At 63.2% G+C, this 16,090-nt stretch carries 13 protein-coding genes and 1 pseudogene; 8 read left to right on the top strand and 6 right to left on the bottom strand.

The genetic code is table 11. From position 1 onward, the window contains the following. Nucleotides 1-111: 111 nt before the first annotated feature. The 4 genes from MLB1_RS19825 to MLB1_RS19840 are packed head-to-tail and all read right to left on the bottom strand — an operon-like array spanning nt 112 to nt 4,782. On the bottom strand, nt 112-1,536 hold the full coding sequence (locus MLB1_RS19825) for an aminobutyraldehyde dehydrogenase (RefSeq protein ID WP_180751540.1): 1,425 nt from the start codon (nt 1,534-1,536) through the stop codon (nt 112-114). After that, nucleotides 1,533-1,937, bottom strand: a complete 405-nt coding sequence (locus MLB1_RS19830) for a cupin domain-containing protein (protein WP_180751541.1) — start codon at nt 1,935-1,937, stop codon at nt 1,533-1,535. The genes MLB1_RS19825 and MLB1_RS19830 overlap by 4 nt, the downstream gene beginning before the upstream one ends. Next, entirely contained in the window at nt 1,937-3,262 is a 1,326-nt protein-coding gene (locus tag MLB1_RS19835) for an aspartate aminotransferase family protein (protein ID WP_180751542.1), read from the bottom strand. Before MLB1_RS19835 ends, MLB1_RS19830 begins: the two co-directional genes overlap by 1 nt. Next, nucleotides 3,259-4,782 (bottom strand): CoA-acylating methylmalonate-semialdehyde dehydrogenase, encoded by a 1,524-nt coding sequence (locus tag MLB1_RS19840; RefSeq protein ID WP_180751543.1) that lies wholly within the window; start codon nt 4,780-4,782, stop codon nt 3,259-3,261. Before MLB1_RS19840 ends, MLB1_RS19835 begins: the two co-directional genes overlap by 4 nt. Nucleotides 4,783-4,887: 105 nt before the next feature. Here MLB1_RS19840 and MLB1_RS19845 point away from each other — a divergent pair, with 105 nt between their 5' ends. After that, a complete protein-coding gene (locus MLB1_RS19845; RefSeq protein ID WP_180751544.1) occupies nt 4,888-6,501 on the top strand; it encodes a PucR family transcriptional regulator in 1,614 nt (537 codons plus the stop codon). Nucleotides 6,502-6,601: 100 nt separating this feature from the next. Here MLB1_RS19845 and MLB1_RS19850 read toward each other — a convergent pair whose 3' ends face one another. After that, a complete protein-coding gene (locus tag MLB1_RS19850; protein ID WP_134147418.1) occupies nt 6,602-6,832 on the bottom strand; it encodes a hypothetical protein in 231 nt (76 codons plus the stop codon). Nucleotides 6,833-6,985: 153 nt separating this feature from the next. On the opposite strand from MLB1_RS19850, the gene MLB1_RS19855 reads away from it, so the two are divergent. The 6 genes and pseudogenes from MLB1_RS19855 to MLB1_RS19885 all read left to right on the top strand — a co-directional run bounded on the left by MLB1_RS19855 (nt 6,986) and on the right by MLB1_RS19885 (nt 13,976). Then, a complete protein-coding gene (locus MLB1_RS19855; RefSeq protein WP_219603326.1) occupies nt 6,986-8,527 on the top strand; it encodes an APC family permease in 1,542 nt (513 codons plus the stop codon). 9 nt (nt 8,528-8,536) lie between these two features. Continuing rightward, nucleotides 8,537-9,961, top strand: a complete 1,425-nt coding sequence (locus MLB1_RS19860) for an FAD-dependent oxidoreductase (protein ID WP_180751545.1) — start codon at nt 8,537-8,539, stop codon at nt 9,959-9,961. 63 nt (nt 9,962-10,024) lie between these two features. Further along, complete coding sequence (locus MLB1_RS19865; RefSeq protein WP_180751546.1) at nt 10,025-11,614, top strand: amidohydrolase; 1,590 nt, start codon at nt 10,025-10,027, stop codon at nt 11,612-11,614. 35 nt (nt 11,615-11,649) lie between these two features. Then, nucleotides 11,650-12,429 carry an AraC family transcriptional regulator gene (locus MLB1_RS19870; protein WP_358147568.1) on the top strand — a complete coding sequence of 260 codons (780 nt, stop codon included), beginning with the start codon at nt 11,650-11,652 and terminating at the stop codon, nt 12,427-12,429. A gap of 236 nt (nt 12,430-12,665) precedes the next feature. Further along, nucleotides 12,666-12,903 (top strand): annotated as a pseudogene (locus MLB1_RS23945) (histone-like nucleoid-structuring protein Lsr2); the annotation flags it as partial. Between the two features lie 125 nt (nt 12,904-13,028). Beyond that, nucleotides 13,029-13,976: a helix-turn-helix transcriptional regulator gene (locus MLB1_RS19885; protein WP_371750664.1), complete on the top strand. Its 948-nt coding sequence runs from the start codon at nt 13,029-13,031 to the stop codon at nt 13,974-13,976. A 56-nt stretch (nt 13,977-14,032) separates the two neighbouring features. Here the strand turns inward: MLB1_RS19885 and MLB1_RS19890 are convergent, their stop codons facing one another. Then, complete coding sequence (locus MLB1_RS19890) at nt 14,033-14,929, bottom strand: LysR family transcriptional regulator (protein WP_180751548.1); 897 nt, start codon at nt 14,927-14,929, stop codon at nt 14,033-14,035. Nucleotides 14,930-15,063: 134 nt separating this feature from the next. Here MLB1_RS19890 and MLB1_RS19895 point away from each other — a divergent pair, with 134 nt between their 5' ends. Beyond that, nucleotides 15,064-15,990: an alpha/beta hydrolase gene (locus MLB1_RS19895; RefSeq protein ID WP_180751549.1), complete on the top strand. Its 927-nt coding sequence runs from the start codon at nt 15,064-15,066 to the stop codon at nt 15,988-15,990. Nucleotides 15,991-16,090: the final 100 nt, after the last annotated feature.

Genomic DNA, 16,090 nt, shown 5'->3' on the forward strand with positions numbered 1-16,090 from the left:
ATCAGTGCGCCAACTGATTCAGGCCCGACCGCCCGGCGGTGGTCGCAACTCGTGCTCGCGGCGGGCGCCACGTAACACCGCTAGCCCGCCGCGCACCACAGTATGGCGGCCTCAGTAGTGCGCACTCATGACGTGTTTGATGCGCGTGTAGTCCTCCAGAGAGTATCCGGACAGGTCCTTGCCGTAGCCGGAAGCGCCGAAACCGCCGTGTGGCATCTCGGAAACGAACGGGAGGTGCGTGTTGATCCATACGCATCCGAAATCCAGTTCACGGGTGAGCCTTTCGGCCATACCGTGGTCCTTGGTCCAGATACTGGCGGCCAGCCCATACGCCACATCGTTGGCCATGCTGATCGCATGTTCCGCGGTGGTGAACGGCTGCACCGTAAGGACCGGGCCGAAGGTTTCGTTCTGCACGATGGCATCGTTTTGGTCCACTCCGGCGATGACGGTAGGCGCGAAGAAGAATCCTTCGGTGTCCACCCGGTGGCCGCCCGTCAAGACATGAGCATGGTCGGGCAACTCGCCAAGGGCCGCGCTGACCTTGTCCAGGTGTGCTGCGTTGTTCAGTGGGCCGTAGTCGGCGTCTTCGTCCTCTGGCGGGCCGGGGCGGATCTGCCGAGTTACTTTGACCAACGCGTCCACGAATTGCTCGTAGACCCGCTCATCGACCAGTGCCCGGGTGGCCGCTGTGCAATCCTGACCGGCGTTGAAGAACGCTGCGGCCGCGATTCCTGCTGCCGCCGCGGCGATATCGCAGTCGGCCATCACGATCGCCGGTGCCTTGCCACCCAATTCCAGGTGCGTTCGCTTGAGCCTGGCAGCCGCGGCAGTCGCCACCTCGATGCCGGCCCGCACTGAACCGGTGATTGCCACCAACGCGGGAACATCGTGTTCGACCATGACGCGCCCGGTGCTGGCATCGCCGTTGATGACATTCAGTACCCCCGCGGGCAGGATCTGCCCGGCGATCTGCGCGAGCCGCACGGTGGAGCGGGGTGTGGTGTCGCTGGGCTTGAGCACGATGGTGTTTCCGGCGGCCAGCGCAGGTGCGATCTTCCATATCGCCATCGCGAACGGGTAATTCCAGGGGGTTACCTGCGCGACCACACCGATGGGTTCGCGGCGAACACTCGAGGTATACCCGGTCAGGTACTCCCCGCTCGACTTGCCTTCTAGTAAGCGGGCGGCGCCGGCGAAGAACCTCAATTGGTCCACCCCCTGGTCGATTTCCTCGCTAAGTACATAGCGCAGCGGCTGCCCGGTATCACGGCTCTGCAGCCTGGCGAGTTCGTCGCGGTGAGCCGCGATGGCGTCGGCCAACTGCAGCAATAGGAGCTGGCGCTGCGACGGTGCGGTACGGCGCCACTGCTGGAAAGCAGCCGCGGCTACCGTCATGGCCTCATCGACCTCCTGTGTGGTCGAGATCGGTGACAGACCGTCAGGCTGACCGGTGGCCGGGTCGATCAGTGTGATGAATTCACTTGTCGCCGAGGCCCGGGAGTGGCCGTTGACATAGTTCTGTACCGGGCTCATAGGGGCCCCTTCGTGCTCTGCTCCGGTGAAACGGCGGGGCTGGTTGTTGGTGTCAGGTAGACCTTGCGAATCGTGTGAGTTACATGCCAGGTGTTGCGGTGCCCGGCATGCAGCCGGACCAGCCTGCCCGGGTGCAGCGGGGTGATGGAGCCGTCCTCATGCTTGATGGAACCGAGCCCGGAGAGGACGACAAAGATCTCATCCTCCTCGACATCAGAGGCCGCGCCGGGTGTCATTTCCCAGATTCCGATCTCGACGCCCAATATCGAATAGATCGCCTGGGCGCCCGCACGGGGCTCACCGGTGATGACGCCTTCGGTCAATGCTTCAAGGTCGAGCTCCCACGCGGCGGCATTGATGTGCTCGGTACCGACGCCGGGTGCCCGGCTGGCGTCGGCCATCACCGGACAGTCAGATCGTCGCCGGCGGTCAGCGCCTTGTCGAGGATTTCCAAACCCAGCTGGACCTCTGCCTCGGTGATGGTGCACGGCGGGACCACATGGATGCGGTTGGCGGTGGCGAATGGAAGCAGGCCGCGTGACTTGCATTCGCCCACGATGCGCGCGGTGGCTTCTGCCACCGAGCCGCCCGCATGCAGCGGCTCCCTGGTGTCGCGATCGACCACCAACTCGATGGCCCAGAACACCCCCGTACCGCGCACCTCGCCCACGCAAGGATGGCTGCCAGCCAGCTCGCGCAGCCCCGTACCCAGTATCCCGGCACCGATGCGCTCGGCGTTGCCGACTATGTCTTCAGCGGCCATGGTCTGCAACGTGGCGACTGCGGCGGCTGCGGCCAGCGGATGCCCGGAGTAGGTGAGACCGCCCGGATAGGGGCGGTGAGCAAAGGTGTCGTAGACGGCGTCGCCGACCACCACGCCACCCATCGGCACATACCCGGAGTTGACCCCCTTGGCGAAGGTGATGAGGTCCGGGCTGATACCCCAGTGGTCCAGTGCAAGCCAGCGTCCGGCACGCCCGAACCCAGCCATGACCTCATCCAGAATGAGCAAGATGCCGTGACGATTGCACAGTTCCCGCACTCCCTCGAGGTAGCCATCTGGTGGCACCATGATGCCCGCGGTGCCCGGAATCGTCTCCAGCAGAATCGCCGCAATTGTCTCGGGACCCTCCGCCTCGATGACACGGCCCAAGTGCCGCAACGCCAGAGCACACTCCTGCTCGTCGGTCCGTGCCCCGAATTCCGAGCGGTAGGTGAACGGTCCGAAAAAGCGGGCGACGCCGCTGCTGCCGGAGTCATTGGGGAACCGGCGCGGGTCCCCCGTCAGGTTGATGGCCGTCTGAGTGCCGCCGTGATAGGAGCGGTAGGCAGTGAGAATCTTGGGCCGTCCGGTGTGCAGACGGGCCATCCGCACGGCGTGCTCGTTGGCGTCGGCGCCGCCGTTGGTGAAAAAGATCCGGTTCATGCCGGCCGGTGCGATCTCGGCGATAAGCCGTGCCGCTTGCGAACGCGCCGCATTTGCGTGTTGCGGGGCCACGGTGCACAGCTGGTCCACCTGCGCCTTGATAGCGGCCAGGACCTTGGGGTGCTGATGTCCTGCGTTGGTGTAGACGAGTTGGGAGGAGAAGTCCAGAAACCTGTTGTCGTGCTCGTCCCACACCCAGGATCCTTGGGCTCCGGCGATGACCATTGGCGTGAGTTCTGCTTGAGCAGACCAGGAGTGAAAGACATGGGCCCGGTCAAGTTCGTAGACGCGGCTGCTCATCGGGTCGTGGGGAACGCAAGCTCGAGGCCTGCGGGGCGGACGCTGGCGGGATTGGGCCATCGGCTGGTAATCACCTTGCCGCGGGTGAAGAAGTGGACTCCTTCGGTGCCGTAGGCGTGCGTGTCGCCGAACAGCGATGCCTTCCAACCGCCGAAGGAGTAGAACGCGACCGGCACCGGGATCGGGACGTTGATCCCGATCATGCCCACATGTACGTCGCTCTGGAATGCCCTTGCCGCGCCGCCGTTCTCGGTGAAGATGGCAGTGCCGTTGCCGTATGGGTTGTCGTTTATCAGGGCAAGCGCCTGCTCGTAGGTCTGCACCCGGACCACGCTGAGTACCGGACCGAAGATTTCGTCGGTGTAGACGCTCATGTTTGGTTGCACATGGTCGATGAGGGTGGGGCCCAGCCAGAATCCGCAGCCTTCCCCCGCCGCGTCCACTGTCCGACCGTCCAGCACAACCTTGGCCCCGTCGAGTTCGCCGGCGGCGACGTAGGTCGCGACCTTGTCGCGATGCTCGCCGGTCACTAATGGGCCCATGTCGGCGTCGCCGGTTCCCTCGCCCACCTTGATGGTCGCTGTGCGTTCAGCGATCCTGGCGACCAGGTCGTCGCCGATGTCACCGACAGCGACAACGACGCTGATGGCCATGCAGCGCTCTCCGGCCGAACCGTATCCGGCGTTGACCGCCGCGTCGGCGGCCAAATCCAGATCCGCATCTGGCAGCACCACCATGTGGTTTTTGGCACCGCCGAGGGCCTGCACGCGTTTACCCCTGCGGGTCGCGCTCTCGTACACGTAGCGGGCGATGGGTGTTGAGCCGACGAAGCTGATGGCCGCCACCTCGGGATGTTCGATGAGACCGTCGACGGCCATCTTGTCGCCGTGCAACACGTTGAAGACACCGTCCGGCAATCCTGCCTCGCGCAGCAACTCAGCCATCCAGATCGCCGCGGACGGATCCTTCTCGCTGGGTTTGAGTACCACCGTGTTACCGGCCGCAATCGCTATCGGGAAGAACCACATCGGGACCATCGCCGGGAAGTTGAACGGGCTGATGATGCCCACCACGCCCAGCGGTTCGCGCAGGCTCTTCACGTCCACTCCGGTTGACACCGAGGGTGAGTTACCGCCCTTGAGCAGGTGCGCGATCCCACAGGCGAATTCGACGACATCCTGGCCCCGAGCCACCTCACCGAGCGCATCGGAGAGCACCTTTCCGTGCTCGGCGGTGATGAGGGCGGCCAGCTGATGTTTGCGCTCGTTGAGCAGCTCACGGAAAGCAAACATGACTCGGGTGCGCGTACTCAGGGAGGTCTTCGACCAGGTTGTCAGCGCGCCGCGGGCACTGGCAACCACAGCATCCACATCGCCGGGATCGGCAAACACCACCTGGCCGGTGACCCGTCCGGTGGCAGGGTTGCGCACGTCACCGCGACGGGCGCCAACGCCATGATCGCGGCGACCGCCGATCCAGTGGCTGATTTCGGTCGGCGGGTGGGTGACAGATACGGCCATAAGGCACATCCTCCCCCGCCTGACTCACCCCTGAACAGCAACAAGTAGTCGCTCGCTTATCGATACAGACGACATAGTGTCGCATCACTTCGCTAGCCTGAAGGCATGCAAGTCACCGTCCAGGACATCGTCGATTTGGATGTCGTAGCAGCTGGCGATCCGGAAGTTCTTAGTGGTGAACTGAACATGGGCCGACCTGTCCGCTGGGTACATGTCGCCGATATCGATGACGTCGCCGCGATCTTGGTCGGCAACGAGCTGGTGCTTACTACGGGTATCGGTATGAGCCGGGCACCCGGCGCCTCCACGAAGTTTGTTCACCAGCTCGTCCAAGCCGGAGCAACTGGCCTGATGGTCGAGCTGAGCCCCAGCTTTCCGCGTATCCCAGCTACCGCATTGAAGGCGGCCCGGGAGTCGGAACTGCCCGTGATTGTGTTGCACCGGCCGGTGCGATTCGTGGAGGTGACCGAACGCGTCCACCGCCGCATCGTGACCGAACAGTCAGAGATACACCGGTTCGCCGACCAGGTCAACGAAGTCTTCACCGAGCTCAACCTTTCGCGGGCCGGCTTCGAAAGGATCGTGACCACCGCAGAACAACTGGCCGGAAGCCCAGTCGTACTAGAGGACCTGTCACGCGGCGTACTGGCCTCGGCGTCGTCGGCCATCCCCGCGCAGGTGCTGCTCATCAACTGGGAACAGCGCTCGCGGACCGCTGAGGAAACTGGCCGGCGCGAACGAGAACCCGGCGCAAGCGTGGCCGAGCGGTGGATGAGCAGGGCGGTCGGATCCGGTCACCAACGCTGGGGCCAGCTGGTCATCTTGGCTAGCGACCGGGAAGAACGCGCACGCATTGTGCTGGAGCGGGCCGCCCGGTCCCTCGAATTGGCCCGCATGATGCGGCGCGACGACATGATGATCGGGCTGCAGGTCCAAGCCGGGCTCCTTTCGGAAATCCTTGACGGGCAACTCGACAGCGAAGCACAGGCCCGTGACCGGCTGACCGCCATGGGCATCTCCTCACCACGGGTACTCGTGGGTCTGGCGGTGCGCTTCGCGGACTCCGGATCGCTCACCCCCAGCGACCGGGCGCTGCTCAACCTCGGCGGCGAAGTCCGCCAGTGTCTGGACGAGTCGGGTGCCGACGCCGTGACCGGGCTCCTGGGGTCCAGCCATGTAGTGGCCCTCATCGGGGCGGCATCCGAGCAGCGTCTGCGCCGTGCCGTCGCTGACTTCACGCAACGGCTCAGCGGGGTTCGGTCAGAGGCCCTGTGCGCCACCGGGGCCCAGACACCCACCGTGCTGGGAGTCGCTGGCTCAGTGCGGACCGCCCGGATGGTGGTTGATGCCGCAGTGAATCAGGCCAGCCGGCCTGGGCACTGTTTCACCCAGGCCGACATCCGGCTAGAAGGCCTGCTCCTGGCACTGCGTCACGATGTCCGTCTCCAAGAGTTCGCAGAGTCCGAACTAGGGCCGCTGCTTAATTACGAAGCGCAGCATGCCCCGGGTCTGGTCGACCTGCTGCGCACCTTCCTGGCCGTCGGCGGCAGCAAAAGTAAGCTGGCCCGGCGCTCGCACCGGAACCGAACCGCGCTATACCCCCGGCTGGCGAAGTTGGAGGCCATACTGGGCCATAGCCTCGATGACCCGGCCTCGCGGCTTTCCCTGAGTGTGGCCCTGCTAGCTCACGACCAAGCCCGCGACGCCCTGAACCAATAAAGCGAGCAACTAGAGGCTTCCGGGCCGGTGGCTCAGAACGGCTGGACGCGGCGCTGAAGCCCCGTATCGATACCGCGCTGAACGTCCCTCCGACCACGTATCACGATTTCGCGGTCTTGAGATATTCGACCAGGGCGGGATGTAGCCGGTACTGGCTGAATGTGTCGGGATCCGGTCGCCAGAACACTGGAACACCGTGCTTTTCGACAACCGCGCTGCATTTCCCAAGAAGTTCGTCGGCGAGCGGTTCGGTTGATTGTGCGTGCAGAGCCGATCTCAGATCAGCGGGCAATACACGCCAGATCGCCTCGGCTTCGAATACGGCATCCATGCAACGGATGCTAGAGCAACGGTCGTGATGTCGAAGACCCCCGAAGCCAGCACCACACTCCCTTACGTCAACACCATTGACGCTATCGCGCTGCGTCGCATTGGATGTCTCAGATCTCGATGACGTGTCAGGTCCCGACACCAAGGAGCACCGATGGATCCAGAGATCAGCCCCGTCCGCGACCCCGGCGCCAGCCGACCCAGCAGGATGCCCAAAGTCCTCGGCCCGGTCGACAGCGCCGTAATCGCGATGTCGAGCACCGCACCGGCCATGAGCATCGGCATCGGGCTCGGTGTAATCGGTACCGTGGTCGGACCCGCGATCCCGATCATCCTTCTGCTGGCGCTACTGCCGATCCTGGGCATAGCGTTGGCTTACTCCCGGCTCAACCAGGTCGAGCGCAATTGCGGCAACGGCTACGTGTGGGTCGGCCGTTCGCTCGGCCCGTGGCTGGGATTTCAAGCGGGCTGGGTCGCTGTTGCCGGTACCACAATCTTCCTGGCGTACGGGAGCCAGGTGTGCGGCGCGGTGATCCTGCAGTTCCTCAACGAACTCGGCTGGACGTCGGTGGGTGCTCTGGCCCTGGACCCCACCTCCACCCCCGTGACCACCGCTGTTGGGCTGGCGGTCCTGCTCTCAGTGACCCTGGCCGCGATCCGCGGAGCCGACATCGCCGCTGCTCTGCAGCGCTACCTGATCATCTTCGAATACTTAGTGCTCACAGGGTTCTGTATCTACGGCATCGCCGCTGGCACGCATCCGTTCGAGTGGGCATGGCTGTCCCCGGCAAGCATCGAATCGCCGAAGGTACTCGCGGCAGGCATGGTTGTGGCCGTCTACTTCTACTGGGGCTGGGACGCGGCGTTCTGCGTCACCGAGGAAACCCGGAACCCGCGCGACGCCAGCAGGGGCGGGTACTTGGCGCTGGGCCTGATAGCCGCGATGTTCACGCTCGCAGCCATCGCGTTTCAGCGAGTACTGACCCCCGCCGAAATCGTCGAGCAAGGACCACAAGGCCTCACCTTCTACGCCGGCAAACTGGCCGAACAGCCGATCGCCGGCCTAGCGCTACTTGCGCTGCTGTTCTCCACCGTCGCCTCGCTGCAAGCCGGAGTCCTGCCCACCGCCCGGGCGACCCTCGCGATGGGGCGCGACCAAACACTAGGCAAGGTATGGGCCCGCCTGCACCCCCGCTACGCAACACCGGCAGCCGGAACCCTTTTGATCATGGCGGCCGCCGCACTGATCGCCGCACTATCGGTCACCATAGGAACCCTCAGCACCATCGTGAATGCGGCCGTCACATCCGTGGGCCTGCTGGTGTCGCTGTACTACGGCCTCGGCGGTCTCGCCTGCGCCATCCGTTTCCGCGGCGACCTGAAAACCAGCCCCGCGGCGGCACTTCGGTCGGTCCTCGTCCCCGCGGTGTCGGCGCTGACGCTCCTGGGACTCGGCGGCTACCTCGCCCAGCAATACTGGGTGCAGGACGCCGACTTCGCCTTCGATCCAGCCAACGGCAAGTTCCTCGTCGCGGTGCCAGCCGGAATCATCGCTATCGGCCTGGTGATATCGGCGTGGTCGAAATGGGTTCGCCGCGCACCGTATTTCCGCGGAGCCGCCGGAACCGACAGTGACGCCATCGTGCTTGCCCCTAGCCCACTGGCAGACGGCACGTCGACCGCGGCAAGTCTTTGAGGTCAGGGCATGCAGACCGTATTTGAACGCCAGCCCCCGGCGCCGGGTCTGGTCGCTCGGGCCCTGGCAGGCTCGGCACTCGCTCCGTTCTGGCTCGATGACCTGCCCGAGACCGCAAGCTATCCGCCACTGTCGGTCGCGCCACGACGCCATTTCGATCTGGTGATCATCGGGGCCGGCTACACAGGGCTCTGGTCGGCGCTGAGGGCACTGCAACGCAACCCGGGAATCACCGTCGCGGTCATCGAGGCCCACACGGTGGGATGGGCCGCATCAGGGCGTAACGGCGGATTCGTTGAAGCCAGCCTCACCCACGGCAGTGCCAACGGCCGTCGCCGCTGGCCCACAGAGATGGAACGGCTCGAGCGGCTCGGGATGGAGAACCTCGATGGCATCGAGCACGCCGTCGAAACCCTGGGATTAGATTGCAATTTCGACCGGGCCGGGTCGATCACGGTCGCGGTAGAGCCCTACCAGGCCAACGAACTGACCCAGACCGTCAACGCTCCGGGCAACCGGTTCTTGGACCGGCAGACCATGCAGAGCGAAATTCACTCGCCGACCTATCTTGCCGGAACGTGGTCGACGGACACCACAGCGCTGGTGCACCCAGCCAAGCTCGCAGCCGAATTGGCCCGCGCGGCAACAGATGGCGGAACCGAGATCTTCGAAAACACCCGAGCCATGGCGATCAAGCGGCGCAACGGTGCTGGCCTGGAGATACGCACGGAACACGGATCGGTCACCGGTGACCGAGTCATCCTGGCCACCAATGTGTTTCCGTCACTGTTGCGCCGATACCGGCTGCATACCGTACCGGTCTACGACTACGTGCTAGTGACCGAACCGCTGACCAACAGCCAACTGCACCAGGTGGGCTGGCGGCATCGACAGGGCATCTCCGATATGGCCAACCAGTTCCACTACTACCGGCTGACCCCGGATAACCGGATCTTGTGGGGCGGCTACGACGCCGTCTATCACTTCGCCGGCGGACTCAAAGCGCGTTACGAGAATCGCACCGAAACCTACCGGCGTTTGGCTTCGCATTTTTTCACCACGTTCCCTCAACTCGAGGACGTTCACTTCTCGCATCGATGGGCGGGCGCGATCGACACCTCCACCCGGTTCTGCGCCTTCTTCGGCTCCGCACACCGCGGCAAGGTCGCCTACGCCGCCGGCTTCACCGGTCTGGGAGTAGCCGCCGCCCGATTTGCCGCCGACGTCATGCTCGATCGCCTCGAGGGGACCCGCACCGAGCGCACTGAACTGCAAATGGTCTCAACCATGCCATTACCGTTTCCACCCGAGCCACTGGCGGCGCTGGGGATCGGCGCCACCCGATGGTCGCTGGACCGTGCCGACCATCACCAAGGCAAACGAAATCTGCTCCTCAGGGCCCTCGACACGATGGGCCTGGGCTTTGACTCCTAAAGGCAGGCAACACCTTTGACACCGCCAGCGGATCTTCTGTTCATCAACGGTCCCGTGTACACCATGGACAGTCCGTTCACGCGGCACAATGCGGTAGCGGTGAGGTCTGGCCGTGTCACCGCACTCGGCGAGACCGCGCGCTCGGCGCGCGGGCGAACCACGGAAGTAATCAACTTAGCGGGCCGAGCAGTTCTGCCGGGATTCATTGACGCACACGTCCACCCCGTAGTGGCCGGAATCGAAAGCCAGCAGGCCGATCTCACCTCCGCCACCACGGTCAACGAATGCCTAGAGGCGATATCGATCTACGCCCGCACAAACCCGGACCGGGAGTGGATCACCGGGGGCGGATGGTCAATGGAACTATTCGACGGAGGAATGCCTTCGCGCCAACTACTCGATGCCGTCGTGCCGGACCGTCCTGTCTATCTGGTCAACCGGGATCACCATGGGGCCTGGACCAATACATGCGCGCTGCAACGGGCATCGCTCGACAGCACCACCATCGATCCTACCGACGGCCGCATCGAACGCGACCACACCGGCGCTCCCACCGGCGTATTTCAAGAAGGGGCCATGGGCCTTGTCGCGCAGCATATCCCGCCCCTGAGCGCGCGAGAGCGGCTATCTGGCCTGCTTGCCGCCCAGCGACTCCTGCACAGCTACGGGATCACCGGCTGGCAGGACGCCCTGCTCGGAAACTCCCCTCTCATGCCTGATGTCACCGGTGCCTACCTTGACGCGATCGCTACTGGACAGCTGACAGCCAAAGTGGTTGGCGCCCTGTGGTGGGACCGTACTCGCGACACCGAACAGATCGAGGAACTGTGCGAGCGGCGGGAAATTCATCGCCAGAGTGGATTTGACACCAGCACCGTCAAGATCATGCAGGACGGCATCGCTGAGAACTTTACCGCCGCAATGATCGAACCGTACTTTGACTGCTGCGGCCATCACACACAAAACCGCGGGCTCAGTTTCGTGAACCCGAACCTACTGTGCCGCTGTGTGACCGAACTGGACCAGCTGGGCTTTCAGGTGCACTTCCACGCCCTAGGCGACCGGGCGGTGCGTGAGGCTCTCGACGCCGTTGAAGCGGCCCGCCGAACCAACGGATGGACCGATAACCGTCATCACCTCGCGCACTTGCAAGTCGTTGCGCCAGTCGATATTCCCCGGTTCCAGCAGTGGGGTGCCGCGGCCACTATTCAGCCGCTGTGGGCCACCCACGAACCGCAGATGGACGACCTCACCATCCCGTTCCTGGGCACCGACCGGGCTGCCCAGCAATATCCCTTCGCCGCGCTGGCCCGCTCGGGAGCGGTCGTCGCCGCGGGCAGCGACTGGCCGGTGAGCAGCCCCAATCCGTGGGAAGCGATCCACGTCGCCGTCACCCGCCGAGCCGTCGGCACATCAGACAAACCATTCCTGCCTGAGCAACGGATCGGGCTGGGCACCGCCATCACCGCCTACACCGCTGGCTCGGCCTATCTGAACCATCGCGACGGCACCGGAGCAATCCGTATCGGCCACACTGCCGACCTCATCGTCCTCAATTGCGATCCCTTTCGCCTCCCTCAAGACGCGATCGGGCACACAGCCGTCGACATGACCTTCATCAACGGGAATTGCGTTCACGAAACATCCCGCTAACCCCTTGCGCGGCGCGTGCCAGGAAAGGAGTACCCGTGGCAGACACGCTCGAACTGACCTTTGTCACCGAGCAGATCGGGGCATCAAGCGAGTGGCATCTCGACCATCCCCATCACTTGGTAGTGGTGTACCGGGGTGGTTATGTGCAGACCAAAGAGCTTCTCATCCACGGTGGCCCGTCAACCCGCGCTCTTCCTAAGGCCGGGGATGTGCTGGTGATCCCCGCCGACCGTCGGGCAACAGCCATCGCACGGGGACGCGAGATCGCACTGTGCTTGGTGACGGTGCCGACCGCCGTTCTAGCCGATCGATCAGTCCCGCCGCGGATCGCATATCCAGATCCATTCATGCACCAGCTGATCGAGCGTGTCAGCCAGCTGGCAGACCGCGACGATGTAGCGGCCCGGCTGTTCACCGAATCGTTGATCGAATCGCTGCGGCTACATCTGGGCGACCACTACGCCTCGCTCCCCCACCGTTCCACGGGCCGGACCCTGGATTACCGAACCCAAGCTCTGCTTGTCGAATACCTCGAAGACAGCCTGGACTCCGAGATCACGCTGGCGCAGCTAGCCGCGATAGCCGAAATGCCCGTTCCCGACTTCAGCAAGGCCTTCGTATCCGCGTTCCACGCAACGCCCTACCAATTCCTGCTCGAACGCCGCATGCATAGAGCCAAGTCCCTGCTCGCCACCACCTCGACGCCCATCACCGAGATCGCCATCGCTGTTGGCTTCAACACACCAAGCCATTTCGCAACAACCTTCAAGCATCGAGTCGGCACGACTCCAAGCACCTACCGCAAGAGCCATTGAGACCGCACCCCCGCATGCAGACAAGCCACCCATCCCTATTGCTTTACGCAAGTACGACTCCGAATAGTGAAGGCGAGGTGCAACATAGCTTTTGTACATTGAGCTGGCGCGGCCACTAAACGTGGGGACGTGTTGTGGGACCGCAGCAGGCGGCCTGGCCTTAGCGGTTATGCAAATCAGTTCGACACCTCCAGGACTGCTTCGCGTGTACACATCGCCAAAGCCAGGCCGCCACCCAACTGGAGGGCGCTGCCAGGAACGCGGCAAAGCTACGCGACCAACTTGCCACCTGGATCCAACACGCCCGGACAGTCAGTATCCGCAGCAGATCTGCGACAGGCCGGGATCGTGCCGTTATCGACCGCCGGACGCGGCACGGCAATCCGTGAATGGGCACGCAAGAACGGCCACGACATATCCTCACGTGGACGCATCTCAGCCAACATCGTGGACGCATTCAACGCCGCCAACTAACCACGCAGGTATTCGGCAGGCTGTGTTGAGTCCGTCCCAATCGTTAAACGAGTTGCACCCGAACACGATTGCACCCACATGCTTGGGCAAGCCGGCAGAGTGGCTCACCCGCGATGAGGAGCGCCGTGAAGAGCATCAACGATTTCTCGCACTCCCCCAGCTGGTGGCAGAACCCCAACGCAGCCGCAAGAGTAGGTACCCGTCAGTTGACGGTCTGGGATGGAACCCGGGCGCTTACCCCTCGCGCATTCCAGTCCCGGGAAAGCCTCACCGCGGTCGGTGCTGAGTACGTGTTCGCCACCGAGCGGGTTGTGACACCCACTGACTGGTTCTTCCTTGAACCGCGCCACGTCATCGTCGTGCATCGTCGTGGCCGATTACGGACCATGGAGCTCGAATTCGAGAACGGACCGTCTGGACGTGCTGATCCACGCGTGGGCGATGTCTGGATCATCCCGGCTAACCACCGCTACTCCGCACTCGCTCAAGGAAGCACTGTCGAGTACTGCCAACTAACCCTTCCATCCAGATTTCTTGAAAAGGTCGATCTCAAACCCACTATCCGACAACGTGATCCGCTCGCCCATCAGATTGTCGAGCAAATTGGCGCCATAGCTGGGCGTGACGACATCTTCGCCCGGCTGTCCATCGAATGGCTGACTGAGATCTTGTTGCAGCATCTATCCAGCAGGCTCGCCAGCGGAGACGGCGGGACGCCCTTTTTGTACCGTGACCTCGACGAGATTGCCCGTGCCGCACTGATCGAGTACCTGGACGAGTGCCCTGACTCGATGATCGGACTGCCCCAGCTTGCCGCCTACGTCGACATGACCGTACGGGAGTTCACTAAGGCGTTCGCGGCCGCATTTCACGCCACACCGCACCAGCTTCTCCTGGACAGAAGAATCACGCGGGCTAAATGGCTCCTGATGGACTCCACGGATTCGATCACGCAGATCAGCGCCCAACTCGGATTCTTCAGCCCCGAGCTTTTCGAGACAGCCTTCGTGCGGCGTGTAGGCGTAACCCCGAGCGTCTACCGACAGATCCGGCTATCTCGGGCATGCGACTGAAATCCCCTCGGACATAGACATACTCGCCAGTGGCGATCGATTCCTCGTGGACGTGCTCAACCGCTGGTCAACGCGTCGCGGATCGCGGAATGGGTATGCGGCAACCAGATCGCCTGGATGGGCGCCTGCGGCGGGTCCATGATGTCGATGACGACAACCTGGCCCGCAAGGCAGGGGCCGGTGGGCGCGGTGACGAATGCGACGCCGTCGTTGTCGAGGACCGCGGTCACCGGCGGTGTGCCTTGGACGTGGTTGATGGTGAATGCGGGCTCGAAACCTGCCGAACGGCATGTGCCGAGGATGAAGTCAGTGTAGTTGGAGACTCCCGGCGGTGCCCAGACGATGATCCGCTCGTTCTGCAGATCCCTCAGAAAGACTGAGTCACGTTCTGCCAGATGGTGGTCCCGGGGGACGGCGACACGCAGGGAGTGATAACCGATCACCCGCGAGGCGAGATTCTTGGGTATTGCTATCCCTCGCCGCAGCGCAATATCGGCTGAACCATTAACCACCGCGGGCTCAAGGGCGCTCGGGAATACCTGCAGTGCGGTGATCGACACGTTGGGCAGTACCGAGCGAACGGGCACGAGGAGCTGGTGGACTTCCTCGGCGGTGATCGCGGGAGTATGTGCGACCACGAACGGCCGTGGCTCATCGGCTGCCGTGTTCTGGACCTGTCGCACTAAGGTCTGCGCAGCGGCGAGCAGTACGACAGATCCGTCCCGCAGGGCTTCCCCTGCTGGGGTCAACTCGATATGGCGCCCGCTGCGGTCGAACAGCTTGGCGCCGACTTGCTTCTCGAGGTTCGTCATCGACTGACTGATGGCCTGCTGCGTCAGACGAAGCTGCTGCGCGGCCCGCGTGAACCCGGAATGTTCCGCCACGGACAGGAATTGCTGGAGACGCCGGAAGTCGATGGGGTTATCCCAGATTTCGGTTGACTGATCAGCCATAAATAGGACTATATGCCCAAGTAGAAGTTGTGGATCTTGAACTATTTTTTGTTTCTCGGTTGTGGGAAGGGGATCTAGGGTGGAGTGGTCAGTGCTTTACTGACATTCCAGTCGAGAAAAGTGAAAGGGTATGCATGCCTGAGAAGGTCGATGAGGTAGACCAGCTTGTCAAGCAGCTCGCCGAGACGTTTGGGCGCCCGATCCGGTCGCCGATCCTGCATTGGCCGGACGAGTACGGTCTGGAGTACGAGTCGGTGTCCTTCCCGTCTGAGGATGGGGTTCCGCTGGATGCCTGGTTCATCCCGTGTAAGGGCTCCAAGAAGATCGCGATCGCCAACCACCCGATCTGGCACAACCGTTACGGTCTGCCCGCGCACCTGGAACCGTGGAAGCAGATCGGTGCTGCCGGAGGCAATGACTTCGAAGTCAACTTCATGGCCGACTACAAGAACCTGCATGATGCCGGGTACAACGTGCTCACGTACGACATGCGCAACTTCGGGCATAGCGGGACCGGCAACGGAGGTGTCGGCAGCAACGGCATCTTCGAGTCCCGCGACGTGATCGGCTCGATCCAGTACGTGCGTTCGCGCCCGGACACCAAGGACATGACGCTCGTGTTGTTCAGCCGCTGCTGCGGGATGAACGCCACTTTCATCGCCCACGACCGTCGCCCCGAGGTTTTCGAAGGCATCCCGGCTATCGTTTCCCCCCAACCGGTTTCGCTGCGCCCGTTCTACGAGCGCATCACCGAGATCCTCGGTATCACTGATCGCCTCGATGACATCGAGCGAGAGATCCAGCTGATCACCAGCTTCAAACTCGACGACATGTCACCGATTCCCTATGCCAAGAGCATGACCATCCCAACCTTCTTGGTGCAGGTCCGCAACGACGCGCTCACCCGGGAAAGCGACGTTCAGACAATCTTCGACAGCATGCCTGTAACCGATAAGAAGCTGTTCTGGATCGAAGACTCGACCAGACGCTGGGACGGCTACAACTACTTCCCCAACAACCCAGAACAACTCATCGACTGGTTCGACACTCACACCTCGTGAGCCAGGTGTGGGGACCGCCTGCCGCCTCACGGCCGGGTGGTCCCCACACCTTCCAAACTTTTACGCTCGACAGCGGACGCTATCCAGGTGGCGGAGAGGC

It is taken from the genome of Mycobacteroides sp. LB1 (assembly GCF_013449725.1).
Classification (GTDB): Bacteria; Actinomycetota; Actinomycetes; order Mycobacteriales; family Mycobacteriaceae; genus Mycobacterium.